The following is a 16,553-nucleotide window of genomic DNA, read 5'->3' as shown; positions in this document are numbered from 1 at the left end:
AACTTTTTTAAGAGAAAAAGCGTATACTTAGAATAACAAATTGTTAAGAAAGGGGTATGAATCGTGAGATGGATGAAACAAGCATCACTTGCGGCGACGCTTTTGATTGGAACGACACTCAGTGGTTGCGGTGCAGACGATGCGCAAGCCGAACGTCCGGATGATCCGGATTGTGACGATTATGAATATGATAATGAAGAAGGCGTCTGGTATTGTGATGATGCAACATCGACCCATTCTGGTTTTTATTACTGGGGAGGCAGTTATTTTGCATCCCGTGCCCTGATGCATAGTGCGATGCGGACGAAAGGCTATACGCCGAAGTCGAACGCAGTCAAAAGTTATAATGCGAAGACAAAAGGATTCGGGACGGGATCGTCGTCTGGTTTCTTTGGCGGATGAGTGAACGAGAGGATTTATATGGTGACATTGAGTCGTTTTGGGATGAGTTGGATGGTGAAATCTATGCGTTGACTGATGTTTTAACGGTTTCGTCGCGGACGCTGGAGCGCTTGCGGGTAGCTGCCCGAGACGTGTATCTGATTTTTGAGAAAGTCGCACCGATTCTACGAACGATGGAAGACGATGCGTTACTCGAGCTCGGGTATCCAAAACAAGCACTTCCCTTTCTCCGTCTAGAGACGATGCGCCCCTTATCAATCATCAGTCGGCTCGACTTCATCGTGACGGATGATCGGATTTCCGTCATGGAGTGGAATGCCGATACGCCGACGTTCATTAAAGAATCGTTTGACGTCAATGACCGGATTGCGCAAAAACGCCACATGATGGCAGTGAACCCGGATGAAGCGGCGAAATTAGCGACAAGCATCCGTCGCGCCGTCGCAGCAGCGACACATCGAACGCAGCAACGCCCGCATGTCGTCTTTACGTCACATGGGGACAATATCGAGGATCGTCTGACGACAGAATACTTGCAAGGGTTCGTGGACGGGGCAGCGTATTGCCCGCTTAACGCCCTTGAAATTCGACCGGAAGATGGATTGTACGACCAGGACGGACGACGGATTGATATTTTATACCGTCAGACCTTTCCGATTGAAATGGCGCTTCTCGATCGCGATGACACGGGACGTGAACTCGGTGTCTTATTGTTACAACTCGTCGAACAAGGATTGCTCGAGATCATCAATCCACCATCGGCGTTTCTGATGCAAGCAAAGTCCGTTCTTGCAGTGATTTGGGCACTGCATGAAGCAGACCACGCTTATTTAACAGGACGTGATCATCAAATCATAGAACGTTATTTTTTACCAACGTATCTTGAACCAGATGTATTTCTTGAACAGCGACACGCCTTTGTCGAGAAACCGGTTTTTGGCAGAGAAGGTGATACGGTAACGATCTATCAAGCAGATGGTCGTATCCTGTTATCGAATGAACAGCGTTCCTTTAGTGACCAAGCATCGGTTTATCAACAGTATCAAGCATTGCCGACGCATGTACTTAGTAATGGAGTGGAAGTGGCCTATATGTTTGGCGTGTTCGTCCTCGGTGGTCGGGCAAGTGCGATTGCTGTCCGAGCAGGCGAACGAATCACCGGAAATCGTTCTTACTTTTTACCGATTGGGCGATTGCAAGATTGAGAGGAGGAGACAAGATGAAAGCAGCCATTTTAGGAGCAAGCGGTTTAGTTGGACAAGAGTTAGTCGATCAATTATTAGCGAATGATGCGTATGAGGAAGTTCATGTGCTCGTTCGTCGACCCATGAACCGGTTTCATCAAAAGCTGGAAGAATGGGTGATTGACTTTGATCGCGTGACGGAAATCGAATTGCCGACGGTGGATCACGTCTACTGCGCGCTCGGAACGACGATTAAACAAGCGGGGTCACAAGCAGCATTTCGTCAGGTCGACTACACGTATCCGATTGAAGTCGGACGTGAATTGCTCGATTTAGGGGCGACACGCTTCGCGCTCATTTCAGCGCTCGGCGCACATCCGAATGCAAAAACGTTCTACAATCGTGTCAAAGGAGACACAGAGAACGGACTACGGGTTCTTGGCTACGAAGCTTTATTGATTTTCCGTCCATCGCTCTTGTTAGGGGAGCGAGAAGAGTTCCGGTTTGGCGAACAGGCGGCGGCTCGTGTCTCAACGGTTCTTCGCCCGTTATTAAAACGGAGTCCTTATGCCCCAATCGAAGCGAGTAAAGTAGCGAAAGCGATGATGGAGCAAACACTCCATGCGCCCCCGGGTATTACCATCGTTGAATCAAAAGACATGCAAAAATGAGCGAACGGATTCCGTTACGCTCTTTTTTTTTGCTTAAAATTAATATTTGACTAGTCAAATGATTTACGGTTGAATGATAAGGTGCTGTCTCCTATATAAAAAGAAGTGAGACAATTCAGTTAAAAACGTGTAAATCTTTTAATCGATTACGAGACGCTTATCATTTGGGGAAAGCGGGAAAAAAGGTTTTAGATTATGCACGAATACAATGGTAGACGAAAGGAGCCTTCATTATGGCAGATTTTGATCGCGATCAGGTCTACAAGACTGTTCCGCAAAAAGGGTTCTTCGGAAACCCGAAAGGATTGTTCACACTCTTCTTCACAGAGTTCTGGGAACGATTCTCCTACTACGGGATGCGCGCCATCCTTATATTCTACATGTACGACTCTGTTGCGAACGGTGGACTCGGAATTGATAAAACGACTGCCGCTTCCATCATGGCCGTATATGGTTCACTTGTCTATATGTCGGGAATCATCGGAGGATGGGTCTCCGACCGTCTGTTAGGGACATCACGGACCGTCTTTTATGGTGGTATTCTCATCATGCTTGGACATATCGTGTTAGCTCTACCAGCCGGAATCACGGCATTATTCATCTCGATGGGCTTAATCGTCATCGGGACGGGATTCTTAAAACCGAACGTATCGAACATCGTCGGAGATTTGTACAGCAAAACGGATAACCGCCGTGATGCTGGATTCAGTATCTTCTATATGGGAATCAATGCCGGTGCATTTTTAGCACCACTCGTCGTCGGTAAAGTTTCAGATACGGCAGGATACCATGCTGGTTTCGCACTCGCTGCGGTCGGGATGTTCGCCGGTCTTGTTGTGTTCATATTGACGAAGAAAAAGAATTTAGGTCAAGCCGGAACATACGTCTTGAATCCGCTAGAAGGCGAGGAACGGAAACGTTTCTTTAAAATTGCGACAGTTGTCGTCATTGCGCTAGCAGTTCTCGGAACGATTGCCGCATTGACAGGTTTACTAACGATCGACCGCTTTACGTTGATGGTGACGTTCCTCGGAATCTTGATTCCGATTGCGTATTTCACATTCATGTTACGCAGTCCGAAAATTACAGATGATGAGCGTTCGCGTTTATTCGCCTACATCCCACTCTTTATCGCAGCAGCTGTTTTCTGGGCGATTCAAGAGCAAGGGTCATATGTCTTATCAATCTTTGCAGATGAACGGACAGACTTATCTTTCTTAGGCTTTGAGATTCAGCCTGCGTTCTTCCAGTCATTGAATCCATTGTTCATCATCGTGCTTGCACCAGTCTTTGCAAGCTTTTGGGTCCGACTCGGTGATCGTCAGCCGACGACGATGCAAAAATTCTCGTTCGGTCTGATTTTCGCAGGACTTTCGTTCATCGTCATGATGTTGCCTGGACTATTGTTTGGTACAGACACAATCGTTAGTCCGCTCTGGCTCGCACTCAGTTTCTTCCTCGTCGTGATTGGTGAGTTGTTACTATCACCAGTCGGTTTATCGGCAACGACGAAACTGGCACCAGCGGCTTTCTCGGCACAGACAATGAGTCTTTGGTTCTTAACGAATGCAACGGGACAAGCCGTCAATGCACAGATCGTTAAATATTACGGGAAAGAAACAGAAGTCGCGTACTTCGGAATTACAGGTGTCGTCGCGATTGCACTCGGACTTCTCTTGTTTGCTTTTGCACCAAGGCTCCAAAAATATATGCGTGGTATTCGCTAAGCTCGAATCCACAAAAAAAGGCAGGAACTCGGATTCTTTTTCCGAGTTACCTGTCTTTTTGTTAGTCATTTGTCCGAATATGGCGTAATGATTCTGCGAACAGGGCAACAAGCGTCCCGAGCACCAGTCCGTTCGACATCAGTGTCGTGACGAGTGGAGGGAGATCGGCTGTCGCACCTTTTGGTAAGAGCAAGGCACCGATTCCGACGAGGACCGGTAACCCGACCGTAATCATTGCCGTTTGCCGATTTAAGTCGCGTGCTGCTTCCGTGACGCCGATGATAGCCATCCCGGCAACAATCGGGGCAACCATCGCATAACCGACGGCAACAGGAATTTTTGCAATCAAACCGACGAATGGCGTGACGATACTTAAAAATAAGCAAATGACGTTCGCAATCGCAAACGATTTACGATCCGTGTTATCCGTCGAAGCGATGAATCCGGCTGTTCCGGAAATCGCGACGGGACCGACCGTACCGAACATCCCGGCAAAAATCTGTCCGACACCGGCCGTGACACCGGCTGTTCCGACTTGTCCTTTGACGTGTTCGCCACGTTTCGCACTGATGATGCGCTCGATGACTTTGATGTTCGCGAGCACGTTCGTCATCAACAGTAAAGAAATGATTAAGGCTGTCGGGAGAAGGGTCCAGTCCAGATGAATTCCGCCGAACGGGAATAAATCAGGAAGAGTAAAGAATGGACCATCGAAGCTCGGCATCTCGGCGCGTCCGATCAAGGCAAACATGCTCCAACCGACGAGCAGCGTGATGAGTAAGGCATACTGACGCAAACGATCGCTACGTTCGAGATAAAGTGAGATGATGACGGTCAATACGGAAATGACGGCAGGTAACACTTGAATCTTACCGTTTTCCAGGTTGAGTAGCCCTTTCATGACGGAGCCCGACAGTTGGGCAGACAACAGGAGCATATAAACGCCGATGACTTGTGGCGTGAACAAGGGAACGAGTCGTCGTAAAATACCCGTTACTGTCAAAATGATACAGATGATGCCACTTAAGATGAGGAGAAAACCAAGTGATTGGAGTGTGTTCGAGTAACTCCCGTACAATGTAATGCCGATTGAGGAGTAGAGGGCGAAGACACCCCACCAAATCCCGGCCGGTCCTTCCATGATCGGTAGACGGTGACCGAGGAACACTTGGAATAAGCTTAAAATCGCAAAAACGAACAGACAACGAGATAGGAAAGCCAATGTGTCCGCGCTCGATAGTTCAAACGATGCGGCAATGGCGAGTGGCGGGGCGATGTTAGTACAGATAATAAACAAAAACCACTGAATCGTGGAGACTACGGTACGTGGCAAAACAAATGATTCCCCTTTCAAAAGAAACGATACTTTTTTCATCTTAAACCAATTATTGAAAAAGCGATAGATACGCTTACATTGACTGAAAATTTAGAAAATAATTTTCATATGTGATTTTTCACATGAGATGGGGTAGGAGTTAAGAGGGAGGAATGAATATGAAAAAGTGGCTCAAGCGAATCAGCATCGGTTTCATCATACTCATCGGGCTTGTCATCGGAGCCTTCATGGTCTGGGCGCAATTTGATTATGATCCGTCAAAAGAAGCAAACACATATGTTGAACAACAGATTGGACAGGATTATCAGTTTGGTGATCCGGAGAGTGAAGTCGGATTTGTGTTTTATCAAGGGGCGAAGGTCGATCCGGGTGCCTACAGTTATATCGGGAGTCAGTTAGCGAAGAACGGACATTTCGTCGTCATCCCGAAATTACCATTTAATATCGCATTACTCGACGCAAACGCGGCCTTACCGATTATCGATGCACATCCGAAAATCAAACGATGGTATGTGATGGGACATTCGTTAGGTGGAAGTGCCGCTTCGACGGTACTTGAGGATAATTCGAAGATTAAAGGAATCATATTTCTCGCGTCCTATCCGATTGATGCCATCGATACACCGTCCTTGACGGTCTATGGCGGACGGGATGGCGTCTTACCTGTAGCGGACATCGAAGCAAGTAAAAAAAATCTTCGATCGGACGCGACATTCCATTTCATCGAAGAGGGCAATCACGCGAATTTCGGGATGTACGGCGCACAAAAGGGCGACAACACGAGTCCATTAATACCAAAAGTACAACAGGATGAGGCGATTGAAGCAATTGAGTCATTCCTTTCATCGAATTAAAAAAGCCTTTCCGTCTAGCCATTTTACGAAGCTAGACGGAAAGGTTTTTTACGTTTTAGTCGAGACGACGTGATACCTCGTCGAGTGTCGGTAAAGCAGCCATCGCCCCTTTGACGGACGCGGCAAGCCCGCCGGAAATCGCGGCAAACCGCCCGATGTCCTGCAGTTCATCTTCATCCCAATCGAATGCAAAGGACCGCGTCGCACACTGGTGTAGCAAACCAGACATAAAAGCGTCACCTGCTCCGGTCGTATCGACGGCATCCACCGAAATCGCGTTGATCTCTGCCATCGCACGATTCGTATAGAGTAAGGATCCCTTGCTGCCCCGTGTGACGGCGAGCAACTGGATCGGGTATTCAGCGAGCAGTTCGGCTGCCCCTTCGTCCAGGTTCGTTTGGCCGGTCAAGAAGGTCAATTCCTCTTCTGCTAACTTAACGATTTGCGCGTCAGGCAGGACGGACTGAATCGTCATCCGGGCGACATCGAGATTCGACCATAACGATTCGCGGAGGTTCGGGTCGTAAGAAATCGGGACCTGATGCTCTTTTGCGAGCGCGATGGCACGACGTGTTGCTGCGACGGCATCACCGGAGATTAAGGAAATCGAACCGATGTGAAGTAAATCGGCTTCCGCCAGTGCGTCCGGAACATCTTGTTCATGAAAGCTCATATCGGCACGATACGTGTTGATGAATTCAAAGGACCGTTCGCCGTTTTTAGCATTTGTGACGAGGACAAGCCCCGTTTTATTCGTTGCGTCAAGAACGATGTGATCCGTCTTGACCCCATAGTGGTGGAGTGTATCTTTCAAGAAATGCCCCATCGAGTCATCCCCGACAGCACCGAGAAAATAACTGTCGGCGCCAAGGCGGGCAAGTCCGACGGCGACATTGGCGGGAGCACCGCCGGGATTTTTTTGGAACGTCGTATTGCTGTCATCGAGTGGAATCAAATCGATTAATGCTTCTCCAAGACTAAAAATTTTCATCATAGTTCGCTCCTTTCTGAATCCGGTCGAATCCGTTCGACATGAAGTGCCATATAGCCAACTTCAGAGTCGGGGACGGTCGTTTTTAATTCCTGTTCGAGCCAAGCGGCCATACTTTCTGCACAACGAAACGCATCCGTGTAACGTGTTTTGACAGCAGATAAAATGACATCATCCATATCGTGGAGTGTCTGTCCCTGCTCAATCCGGGCGAGGACAAGTTTCATATGTGTGAAGAATCGGTAATACGTCATGGAAGTCGTTTCGATCGTTTGACCAAAGAAACTCTCGATTTGTTCACGTAATTCGTTCAACAGAGTAGCAGTTTGTAGTGCCGTCGCCATATTCGGATGCTGTTGGCGGGCGTTAAAGAGGTGAAGTGCGATGTTCGCGGCTTCCTCCTTTGGTAATACAACAGCAAGTGTCTGTTCGATTTGCGCAACCGCCCATGCACCGATTTTGTACTCGGCTGTATATAACAAGCGAATTTCTTCCGCGAGCCGATTGTGGACGACAAGATTTTCACGTGCTAAGCGAACGGCATGGGCGAGGTGATCCGTCAGACTGACATGGATATAATCATGAAAAGGTGTCTGAAGTTCGCCTTCCGCATAAGAAATGATTTGTTCGGACAAATCAATGATTTCTAATGGGGTCGTCGTTAAGATTTCTTTAAACAGTTCAGCATTTTCGAACGAGGGAATGAACATCTTTTCGATTTTCGAGGGATCGACGGGATCTTTTTTCTTTTTACCGAAAGCGATCCCCGGTCCCATGATGATGCGTTCTTGTCCTTGTTCTTTTGTGACGATGGCATTGTTGTTGAGTACTTTATGAATAATCAGTCTGACTCCTCCCTTCTCCCTTTATTATACGGGTAACAGTGCTCAGAACAAAACCGACAAATGCGACCCGACGAGTATACTCGAGAGGGTCGCATGTCTTTTTTACTTAAGCGGCTAAATCGGTTTGTTTTTGTTTTCGTGCATCAAGACGCATGAGGATGACAGTCGCGATGAACGCTGTCGCGACAGCAATCGCAAAACCGACAAGGTAGTTGATTAAGTTCGAAGCACCAAGTGGAGCGACGATTGCAATCATCGGTATGCCTGTCAAACCATAAGCGTTTGCAGCGACTTGCGTCAAGACGACGTAGCCACCGCCGATTGCGCCACCGATCGCACCACCGATGAACGGTTTACCGAGTCGGAGATTCACCCCGTAGATAATCGGTTCCGTAATACCGAGAAATGCCGAGAAGGCAGAGGGTAAAGCGAGCGTTTTTAATTTAACGTTTTTCGTCATGAAGTAGACAGCAAGACCGGCTCCGCCTTGCGCGACGTTCGCCATCGACCAGATGGGTAACAGGAAGTTTTTCCCGATGCTCTTATCAGCAATGAGTCCCGCTTCAATCGCATGGAAACTATGGTGCATTCCTGTGATGACAATCGTTGAGTAGAGACCACCGAACAAAAGACCGGCGACGACCGAAAATTGTTCATAGAAGAAGACGAGTACGAATGAAATTCCTTTACCGAGCAATGTACCAAGTGGTCCGATGACGATGAGGGCAAGGAATCCTGTGACGAGAATCGTCACGAACGGTGTGACTAACAAATCAAGTGTTTCCGGTGTCCGTTTACGGACTTGCTGCTCAATTTTCGCCATGACCCAAACCGTTAAGAGGACAGGGAAGACCGTCCCCTGATAACCAATCAGTTCGATGTTCATCCCAAGGAAGCGCATCACTTCCGGTTCACTGTTTCCGAGTGTCCAAGGGTTGAGCAGAGAAGGGTGCGTCATGATTCCACCGATGACCGCACCGAGATATGGATTGGCACCGAACTCACGCGCGGCAGAGAAACCGATCAAAATCGGTAAGATGATGAAAGCGGAAGACGAGAACATGTCAAGCAGTTGGACGATCGGTGAAGCCCCGTCGACCCAACCGAAGGCTTTAATCATTCCGAGTAAGCCCATCAAAAGACCGGCGGCGACGATTGCCGGAATCAATGGTACGAAGACATTTGAAAGCGACCGGGCAAGGCGCGCGAACGGATTTAATTTTTGGGAAGCTGCTTTCTTCACGTCGACTGATTCTTCACCATTGACGTTGACACCAGCGAGGGGAGCGAACTCCGCGAATACTTTGTTGACGGTCCCGGTCCCAAAAATGATTTGATATTGACCTGAACTCGAGAAAGCACCACTGACGCCGTCAAGATCTTCGAGTGCCGCTTGATCGACCTTCGATTCGTCATGAAGGACGAGACGGAGACGTGTCGCACAATGCGCTGCTGTGATGATATTTTCACGACCACCGACAAGGGTAAGGACCTGCGCAGCTGTTTTTTTGTAATCCATTTGAATTCCTCCTTTTAGGAAAGGTGTGCGACTGGTCAGCCCACAAAAAAAGGCAAGACCGAACAACACCTAAACGTTCTAGGTGTTGCATCGGTCTTGCCAGCCGTACTGTCACAATCCGCACTATTTGCTTGTTGGCTTTATCATAAAGCAAAAAAGAAAGCGTTGTCAACAGTCAAATTGGATCTTTTTGAATCGCGATATCGACTTCGACACCAAAGTGATCGGAAACGATTGGCGCCAGTACTCCGTCAAACGTCACACCGACACGCGCGACATCAATTTTGCGATTCGAGAGCACTAAATCAATCCGTAAGCCATGCTGGTTCTCTTCCCAACCGTCAATCTTACCTTCGACGGTTTCGACACCAACCGTCTCTTCCGCTAGAAGGAACAGATCATGGAGACCCCGTTCAACCATATAATCGTAACCGGTCTCCCGTTCAAAGGCATCATTGTTGAAGTCACCTAAGAAGAGGGTCCATTCGAGTGGATCCATCCGAGCAATCAAATGATTGAACTGCTCGCTGAACGGTTCGTCGGCATCTTCCCACCAACCGAGATGACAAGAGTTGAACGTAATTTGTGTTCCATCGACATCAATCGTCGCGCGGACGATTTTGCGTGACTTCCAGTCCATCGTATCTTGGCTTCGGCTGACATAGTACGAATCGGATTTCAAAATCGGATGTTTCGTCAAGAGGGCGAGTCCCTCTTCGTACGCATCGTATCCGATGTGCGAGAAGTCCCAAACGAATTCATAGTCATGCCCACGTTCTTTAAGTGCTTGTTGAATCATGTAGACGAAATTATCTTCACGGATTGCACCATAAACGATTGGTGTATCCATTAATTGGCTTACTTCTTGTAAGGCGACGACATCATAATCCTGTTGGATGATTTGAGCGACGATTTGATTGATTTTTTCAAGCTGGTGTTCTTCTTGCCAGGAATGGCAATTGAGTGTGAGTAGGCGCATCTGTCGTTCCTCCTGAGTGTTGATTCTGAATAAAGAAAGGTGAAACTCACGGATGAGCTCCACCTTTTTTTATTTACCCTAATTCGTCTGGTTTATGCGCCAATCCGGTCTTGGATATCAGACTTCAAGACATCCGCTTTCGGACCATAGATGGCTTGCACGCCGTTATTTTTTAGGATAAGACCAAGTGCGCCATTCGCTTTCCAGTCTTGTTCTTTTGCGACGAGGCTTGGATCTTTGACCGTGACGCGTAAACGTGTCATGCAGGCATCGACGTCTTCGATGTTTTGTTGACCACCGAGCAGTTCGATGATGCGTGCTGCTTGCGAACCGTCAGCGACGACAGTTGCAGCGACTTCACTTGTCCCGTCCTCTTTGACGACGATGTCATCGAGGTAGTTTCCGTTACGACCTGGTGTCGCGTAGTTAAACTTCTTGATGACAAAGCGGAACGTAAAGAAGTTGAGGAAGAAGAAGAACACGCAGACTCCGATGAAACGTAACAAATCACCGATCAGACCAGCTTTCGCGATCAATGGAATCCGAGTCAAGAGTTCAATTGCCCCGAATGCATGGATCCGAAGGTGCATGACGTCAGCAAGTGCGAACGCGACACCCGTCAAGACAGCGTAGACGACGTACAGGACAGGTGCGATGAACATGAACATGAATTCGATTGGCTCCGTGACACCTGTCAAGAACACAGCGAGACCGGCAGACAGGAAGACGGGTTTGTATGCTTTCTTTTTATCTTCGTCGACCGACATATACATCGCGACTGCGACACCAATCAAAGAAGCAAGTGACGTGACGACCTGTCCTTCTTTGAAGCGGGCAGGAACGACGCTGTTGAGTAAGTCGTTATAGCCTTGTGTGTTACCGACTTGCTTTAAGTTGACGAGATCGGTCACCCAGGCGAGCCAAAGTGGATCTTGCCCGGCTACTGTCGAGCCTTGTGCAGCACCCGTCAGAATTTTATACGTTCCGCCGAGTTCCGTATAGTTCATCGGCACAGTCAACATATGGTGAAGACCGAATGGCAGTAGGAGACGTTCGAGCGTTCCGTAAACGAATGGGGCGATGATTGGGGCTGTATCACGTGACGTCGCAATCCAACGACCGAAATCGTTTAGGAGGCCTTGGACGAACGGCCAGACGAGCGATAAAACAAATGCTGCGACGACGGAACCACCGATGACGACGAATGGGACGAACCGTTTGCCGTTGAAAAAGGCCAGTGCATCTGGTAATTTGCTGAAGTTATAGAATTTATTAAAGAGAACGGCACCGAGGAAACCAGAAATGATTCCGACGAAAACGCCCATATTAAGAGCGGGTGCACCGAGTACAGAAGTGAAATAATCTTTTACGATCAAGTCAGATCCGAGTAACGAACTAACCGTTGCTTTCGGATCAGCGAGCATCGTTGAATTGACACCGAAGATTGCACCCGTTACGCGGTTGACTAAAATGAACGCGAGTAATGCGGCAAAGGCACCACCGGCACGTTCTTTAGCCCATGAACCACCGATCGCGACGGCGAAGAGGACGTGGAGATTCGTAATGATGGCCCAACCGAGATCTTCAACAATTCTTGCAATCGTTTGCACAATGGTGATATCGCCACCGTACATCCCGATTAATTTTCCGATTGAAATCATGATTCCGGCAGCTGGCATAACTGCAATGACAACCATTAAAGCTTTTCCGAGCTTTTGCCAAAAGTCGAATGAAATTGTTTTACGCATGTTTTCTCACTCCTCAGACAGACTATTTTCTCTTTATTGTGCAAATATGTAAGCGATTAATGCAACCGTTTGCATTTAAAATTGTAAGCGATAACCTTTTAAAAAGCTAGTCTTTTTTAATGAATAATTTGAAATTATATTTCATATAGTGAAAAACATTAAACTAAAATGTGTTTTGAAAATGAAAAGCGGGAATAAACTAAAAGTAGCATCGGGTAGGAGTAGCTGGGAGACGATAAAGGAGACTGAAAACTCATGAATCAAGCGATGAATCCACTTGCGAATTATGGAGAGCGTATCCAAACATTACGTGAGCGACAGAACATCGACCAAGAAAAGCTTGCGCTTATGACGGAAACAACGTTTGAGATGATTCAACGGATTGAGTCAAGTATCGCGCATCCGTCCGTTTCGATGATTGATCGCTTAGCGAAGGCGCTGGGCGTTCCTTATGAGCACCTCTTACGACATATTTGGTCAGCAGAAGCGATTCATGCTCAGGCAGAACGAGAAAAAATCGTGGATTTACCATCGAGCTGACGTTCATACACAGTCGATTAGATAGAAGAAAAGCCAAATTCTCGTGAAATGATCACGTCAGGAATTTGGCTTTTTTTGATGGTTTTCGGATTAACGGTTATCGACCGTTTCTGGATAAAGATCATGGTTGAACAAACGGTGTTCTGCCATTCTTTCGTATTTTGTACCGGGTTTTCCGTAGTTATAATACGGATCAATCGAGATGCCACCGCGTGGTGTAAATTTCCCCCAGACTTCAAGGTAGCGCGGCTCCATCAATTTGACGAGGTCTTTTCCGATGACATTGATGCAGTTCTCATGGAAATCCCCGTGATTACGATAGCTGAAGAGATAAAGCTTCAATGATTTCGACTCGACGAGTTTTTCGTCAGGAATGTACGAAATATAGATGGTCGCAAAGTCCGGTTGATTCGTGATCGGGCAAAGGCTCGTGAATTCCGGCGCATTGAACTTAACGAAGTAGTCGTTCTCCGGGTGACGGTTCGGGAACGCCTCAAGCACTTCCGGTTGATATTCAAAAATATAAGGGACGGCCTTTTGACCGAGTAGAGATAAGTCGTTTAAATCTTCTGGGCGCATGAATAGAACTCCTTTTTAAACGCCACGATCGTTCGCGAAAACGAGGGCGTGCAGTTGTGGTAGAACACGGGCATGATTAAATCGTTCATCTTGTGCGACGCGTTCCCATAAAGTTTTTAAGTCGGACAACATCCGCGGAGCAATCGTACCTTCTTCCGCCGGATCCGGATTACCGAGTGATAGATACAGTGTTTTTAACGCATATCGTTCAGAAATCGCTGCTGCGAAGTCGAGGTCCGCTTCGTCGAAGATGACGATTTTGACAGCACGTTGCAGTTCAGGGAGACGTTTGAAGAAGACGTCGAGCCGATCGTAATCGACCGTCATGCCGCTTGATGGCGGCTTCGGACTGATGGTGACGTCTTCGATATCGAGTAACCAGTTTTGCCAATACGAACCTTGTGTTTCGACGGACATCGTGATGCCACGTACCTTCAAGGCGTCGACGAGCGTACCGATCGATGCGTGGAGCAATGGATTCCCCCCGGAAATCGTCACGTGCCCATACGAGCCGAGCGCATCGAGACGCGTCAGGATATCTTCTGCCGTCAGAAGGTCCGGTTTTTCTGATCCGTCCCAGGTAAAGGCAGAATCACACCAGGCACATGAATAGTCGCATCCGCCTGTCCGGACGAACATTGTTTTTTGTCCGATCGAACGACCTTCTCCTTGAAACGTTGGACCAAAAATTTCAAGCACAGGAATCTTTGGTATTTTTTTCAGTTGACTCATGCTTCATTCATCCATTCGCGACGGACTTCAGCGAATGCAGTCGGTGTCTCATATAACTTGACGAATTCGACACGAAGACCGCGTTCGTCCGGTAAATGCTGTCCGAGCGTTTCAAAAATCCAGGCCGACATGTTTTCAGCCGTCGTATTCATATAGGGAAGCGATTCGTTTAAATAACGGTGGTCGAGCAACGGTTCGAGATGTTCTTTGAAGATTTTTTTCAGGTCACCAAAGTCAAGTGTCATCCCGCGGTGGTCCAGGAATCCACTGATTCCGAGATCGACGTGATACGTATGCCCATGCAAAGCACGGCATTTTCCATCGTAGTCATACAGGTGATGGGCAGCATCAAACGTCAATTTTTTGACGATCATGACGCGTGATTTTGTATAGATGAGCGAGTCGCCGGTCGGGCGCTCGACAGTTTCAGGTGCTTCATAGTTGAATTTCATGGGTAGTTCCCTCCTCGATGTAGGCGTCTAAGCCTTTTTTCCGTAATTCACAAGCTGGGCAGTCGCCGCAACCATCTCCGATAATGCCGTTATAACACGTCAGTGTCCGTTCACGGACGAAATCAAAAGCATCTAGCGAATCGGCTAGCGCCCATGTTTCTTTTTTATCGAGCCACATCAGTGGCGTGTGAATGACGAATGGATAATCCATCGCGAGGTTGAGTGTCACGTTAAGTGACTTGATGAAGGAGTCACGACAATCCGGGTATCCGGAGAAATCAGTTTCGCATACACCCGTGATGATATGGCGGATGCCACGTCCCTTAGCAAGGACGGCTGCGAAAGATAAGAACAGATGGTTTCGGCCATCTACGAATGTAGAAGGAAGTCCATCTTCGTTCGTCGTGATTGTTTGAGTGTGATCGGTCAATGAATTGCTTGTGAGTTGACTGAGGAGTGAGAGATCGAGCTCATGGTGTTTGACACCAAGTTCTGCTGCAATCGTTCGCGCGACTTCGAGTTCCTCGGCATGACGCTGTCCGTAGTTGAAGGTAACGACTTCGACTTCGGAATAGTTCGCGAGTGCCTGAAACAGACAAGTCGTCGAGTCTTGGCCGCCGCTGAAGACGACAAGAGCACGTTCATTTTTCATAGTTTACACTTCCATTCCTAGTTTTTGTGACGGAGGAGGTTACGAACTCCGGAGACACAGTCTCAACTATTCACACTAGCAGACGGGAGAAAAAAAGTCGACTCTTTCTCGCGTCAATCGTTGCGGGTTTCAAAAGATTCAGCCTCCTGTGACGCCTGCAGGGAAAAGCGCGCAGAGTCAGCGTCTTGAGTCGTGTGAATCTTTTGTTCTACGAAAAAAACCTCGAACGACGTCGGAGTCGTTTCGAGGTTCTTCATTATAATGGATAGTGGTAATAGCGTTCTTTGACAAGGAGGTCCCGGATGTTCGAGTCTTCCGAAATGACCTTCATCAGTCCACCTGTTTGAGAAGCGTGGGCTTCAAGTGCAGCAACTTTTTGATCCGTATATGCACTGACATCATGAATGAACGTACCTTCGCCAAGTTCGTCTTTTGTGTTGTTCGCAAAAGCGACGGCAAGAAATTCAGGACGATCGGCTTCGTCGATTGCGCGAAGGGCACGAACGACAGCACGTGCTGTTGCTTCGTGGTCCGGATGGACGGCATAGCCCGGATAAAATGAAATCACGCGAGTCGGACGTGTTTTTTGAATCAACTGTCCAATCCGTTCAGCGAGTGCTGCTTCATCTTCGAATTCGACCGTCTTATCCCGTAATCCCCACATTTGAAGATCGGTAATCTGCATTTTTTCAGCTGCTGCGATTAATTCACGTTTGCGGATCGTCGCGAGTTGTTCCCGGTTCGTAAAGACGGGACGTCCCATGTTGCGTCCCATTTCACCGAGCGTCAAACAGGCGTACGTAACAGGTCCGCGGTTCGTTGCATGCTCGATGATTGTCCCGGCCGAGCTGAATGCTTCATCGTCCGGGTGAGGGAAGATGACGAGCAGGTGATCGTGTTCATTGTAAGCCATCATTCTACCTCCTCTGCGCCTTGAGCGAATGGTGTCGGACTGAGCTCAAAAGCAATCGCGAGGCGGCCTTCGACATCATGTCCTGCGATCAAGAGTTGCTCTCCCGCGAATTCATAATCGGTTAATCCTTCACCGTATAGCCATCCGTGGGCAAGTTTAAGACCAATCCGGTATGGACCGTTTCCTGTGATCAAGCCGCGTTCGTATGTGATTTCCGCATTGCGGAAAAACATCCCCGCACTGTGGAACGTCGGGTCTTGGTGCGTCGCATACGCACCGTTCGTTGTTTCGACATGGACGTAAAGTGGTGTGTTCGCATGATCGTCAATGTACTGTTGAACGACCTTTAAATCAAGTGTTTGCAATAGTATCTCTCCCTTCGAATACAGAAAGAAGCCCGCGAATCACTGCGCGGACTTCCTGAACGTG

At 48.0% G+C, this 16,553-nt stretch carries 18 protein-coding genes; 6 read left to right on the top strand and 12 right to left on the bottom strand.

Going from position 1 to position 16,553, the window contains the following annotated elements; translation table 11 throughout:
* Window positions 1-72 precede the first annotated feature (72 nt).
* The 4 genes from KNP98_RS07230 to KNP98_RS07215 all read left to right on the top strand — a co-directional run bounded on the left by KNP98_RS07230 (window position 73) and on the right by KNP98_RS07215 (window position 3,984).
* Window positions 73-402, top strand: coding sequence for a hypothetical protein (locus KNP98_RS07230; RefSeq protein WP_029332046.1), 330 nt, complete (start codon window positions 73-75; stop codon window positions 400-402).
* A complete protein-coding gene (locus KNP98_RS07225; protein ID WP_214811007.1) occupies window positions 399-1,607 on the top strand; it encodes a glutathionylspermidine synthase family protein in 1,209 nt (402 codons plus the stop codon). Before KNP98_RS07230 ends, KNP98_RS07225 begins: the two co-directional genes overlap by 4 nt.
* 14 nt (window positions 1,608-1,621) lie before the next feature.
* Complete coding sequence (locus KNP98_RS07220; protein ID WP_214805295.1) at window positions 1,622-2,257, top strand: NAD-dependent epimerase/dehydratase family protein; 636 nt, start codon at window positions 1,622-1,624, stop codon at window positions 2,255-2,257.
* A 233-nt stretch (window positions 2,258-2,490) separates the two neighbouring features.
* A complete protein-coding gene (locus tag KNP98_RS07215) occupies window positions 2,491-3,984 on the top strand; it encodes a peptide MFS transporter (RefSeq protein ID WP_088838189.1) in 1,494 nt (497 codons plus the stop codon).
* Between the two features lie 61 nt (window positions 3,985-4,045).
* Here KNP98_RS07215 and KNP98_RS07210 read toward each other — a convergent pair whose 3' ends face one another.
* A complete protein-coding gene (locus KNP98_RS07210) occupies window positions 4,046-5,317 on the bottom strand; it encodes a purine/pyrimidine permease (protein WP_029332042.1) in 1,272 nt (423 codons plus the stop codon).
* Between the two features lie 161 nt (window positions 5,318-5,478).
* On the opposite strand from KNP98_RS07210, the gene KNP98_RS07205 reads away from it, so the two are divergent.
* Window positions 5,479-6,174 carry an alpha/beta hydrolase gene (locus tag KNP98_RS07205; RefSeq protein WP_088838188.1) on the top strand — a complete coding sequence of 232 codons (696 nt, stop codon included), beginning with the start codon at window positions 5,479-5,481 and terminating at the stop codon, window positions 6,172-6,174.
* Window positions 6,175-6,229: 55 nt separating this feature from the next.
* Here the strand turns inward: KNP98_RS07205 and KNP98_RS07200 are convergent, their stop codons facing one another.
* The 5 genes from KNP98_RS07200 to KNP98_RS07180 all read right to left on the bottom strand — a co-directional run bounded on the left by KNP98_RS07200 (window position 6,230) and on the right by KNP98_RS07180 (window position 12,256).
* The gene (locus KNP98_RS07200) at window positions 6,230-7,165 is read right to left on the bottom strand and encodes a carbohydrate kinase family protein (protein WP_214811005.1); all 936 of its coding nucleotides are present in this window, start codon (window positions 7,163-7,165) and stop codon (window positions 6,230-6,232) included.
* Window positions 7,165-8,004 carry a PRD domain-containing protein gene (locus KNP98_RS07195; RefSeq protein WP_353048586.1) on the bottom strand — a complete coding sequence of 280 codons (840 nt, stop codon included), beginning with the start codon at window positions 8,002-8,004 and terminating at the stop codon, window positions 7,165-7,167. The genes KNP98_RS07200 and KNP98_RS07195 overlap by 1 nt, the downstream gene beginning before the upstream one ends.
* A 112-nt stretch (window positions 8,005-8,116) precedes the next feature.
* Complete coding sequence (locus tag KNP98_RS07190) at window positions 8,117-9,529, bottom strand: sucrose-specific PTS transporter subunit IIBC (RefSeq protein WP_214811003.1); 1,413 nt, start codon at window positions 9,527-9,529, stop codon at window positions 8,117-8,119.
* A gap of 175 nt (window positions 9,530-9,704) precedes the next feature.
* Window positions 9,705-10,508: an endonuclease/exonuclease/phosphatase family protein gene (locus tag KNP98_RS07185; RefSeq protein WP_214802262.1), complete on the bottom strand. Its 804-nt coding sequence runs from the start codon at window positions 10,506-10,508 to the stop codon at window positions 9,705-9,707.
* Between the two features lie 92 nt (window positions 10,509-10,600).
* Window positions 10,601-12,256, bottom strand: a complete 1,656-nt coding sequence (locus tag KNP98_RS07180; protein WP_214811001.1) for a PTS transporter subunit IIBC — start codon at window positions 12,254-12,256, stop codon at window positions 10,601-10,603.
* Window positions 12,257-12,511: 255 nt separating this feature from the next.
* Between KNP98_RS07180 and KNP98_RS07175 the strand changes: the two genes are divergently transcribed.
* Window positions 12,512-12,796, top strand: a complete 285-nt coding sequence (locus KNP98_RS07175) for a helix-turn-helix domain-containing protein (protein ID WP_088838182.1) — start codon at window positions 12,512-12,514, stop codon at window positions 12,794-12,796.
* 90 nt (window positions 12,797-12,886) lie between these two features.
* On the opposite strand, the gene queF is transcribed toward KNP98_RS07175, so the two are convergent.
* From queF to KNP98_RS07145, 6 genes are all read right to left on the bottom strand, one after another.
* Window positions 12,887-13,375, bottom strand: coding sequence for a preQ(1) synthase (gene queF, locus KNP98_RS07170; protein WP_029332033.1), 489 nt, complete (start codon window positions 13,373-13,375; stop codon window positions 12,887-12,889).
* 15 nt (window positions 13,376-13,390) lie between these two features.
* Window positions 13,391-14,107, bottom strand: coding sequence for a 7-carboxy-7-deazaguanine synthase QueE (gene queE / locus KNP98_RS07165; RefSeq protein WP_088838181.1), 717 nt, complete (start codon window positions 14,105-14,107; stop codon window positions 13,391-13,393).
* Window positions 14,104-14,559, bottom strand: coding sequence for a 6-carboxytetrahydropterin synthase QueD (gene queD / locus KNP98_RS07160; RefSeq protein ID WP_029332031.1), 456 nt, complete (start codon window positions 14,557-14,559; stop codon window positions 14,104-14,106). Before queD ends, queE begins: the two co-directional genes overlap by 4 nt.
* The gene (gene queC / locus KNP98_RS07155) at window positions 14,543-15,211 is read right to left on the bottom strand and encodes a 7-cyano-7-deazaguanine synthase QueC (RefSeq protein ID WP_088838180.1); all 669 of its coding nucleotides are present in this window, start codon (window positions 15,209-15,211) and stop codon (window positions 14,543-14,545) included. Before queC ends, queD begins: the two co-directional genes overlap by 17 nt.
* Window positions 15,212-15,467: 256 nt before the next feature.
* Window positions 15,468-16,124, bottom strand: a complete 657-nt coding sequence (bshB2, locus tag KNP98_RS07150) for a bacillithiol biosynthesis deacetylase BshB2 (protein WP_353048339.1) — start codon at window positions 16,122-16,124, stop codon at window positions 15,468-15,470.
* On the bottom strand, window positions 16,124-16,489 hold the full coding sequence (locus tag KNP98_RS07145; protein ID WP_088838178.1) for a YojF family protein: 366 nt from the start codon (window positions 16,487-16,489) through the stop codon (window positions 16,124-16,126). The genes bshB2 and KNP98_RS07145 overlap by 1 nt, the downstream gene beginning before the upstream one ends.
* Window positions 16,490-16,553 lie beyond the last annotated feature (64 nt).

This window comes from Exiguobacterium sp. s127, assembly GCF_018618695.1.
GTDB classification, from domain to species: domain Bacteria; phylum Bacillota; class Bacilli; order Exiguobacteriales; family Exiguobacteriaceae; genus Exiguobacterium_A; species Exiguobacterium_A oxidotolerans.
This window is presented reverse-complemented; position numbering and strand designations above follow the sequence as displayed.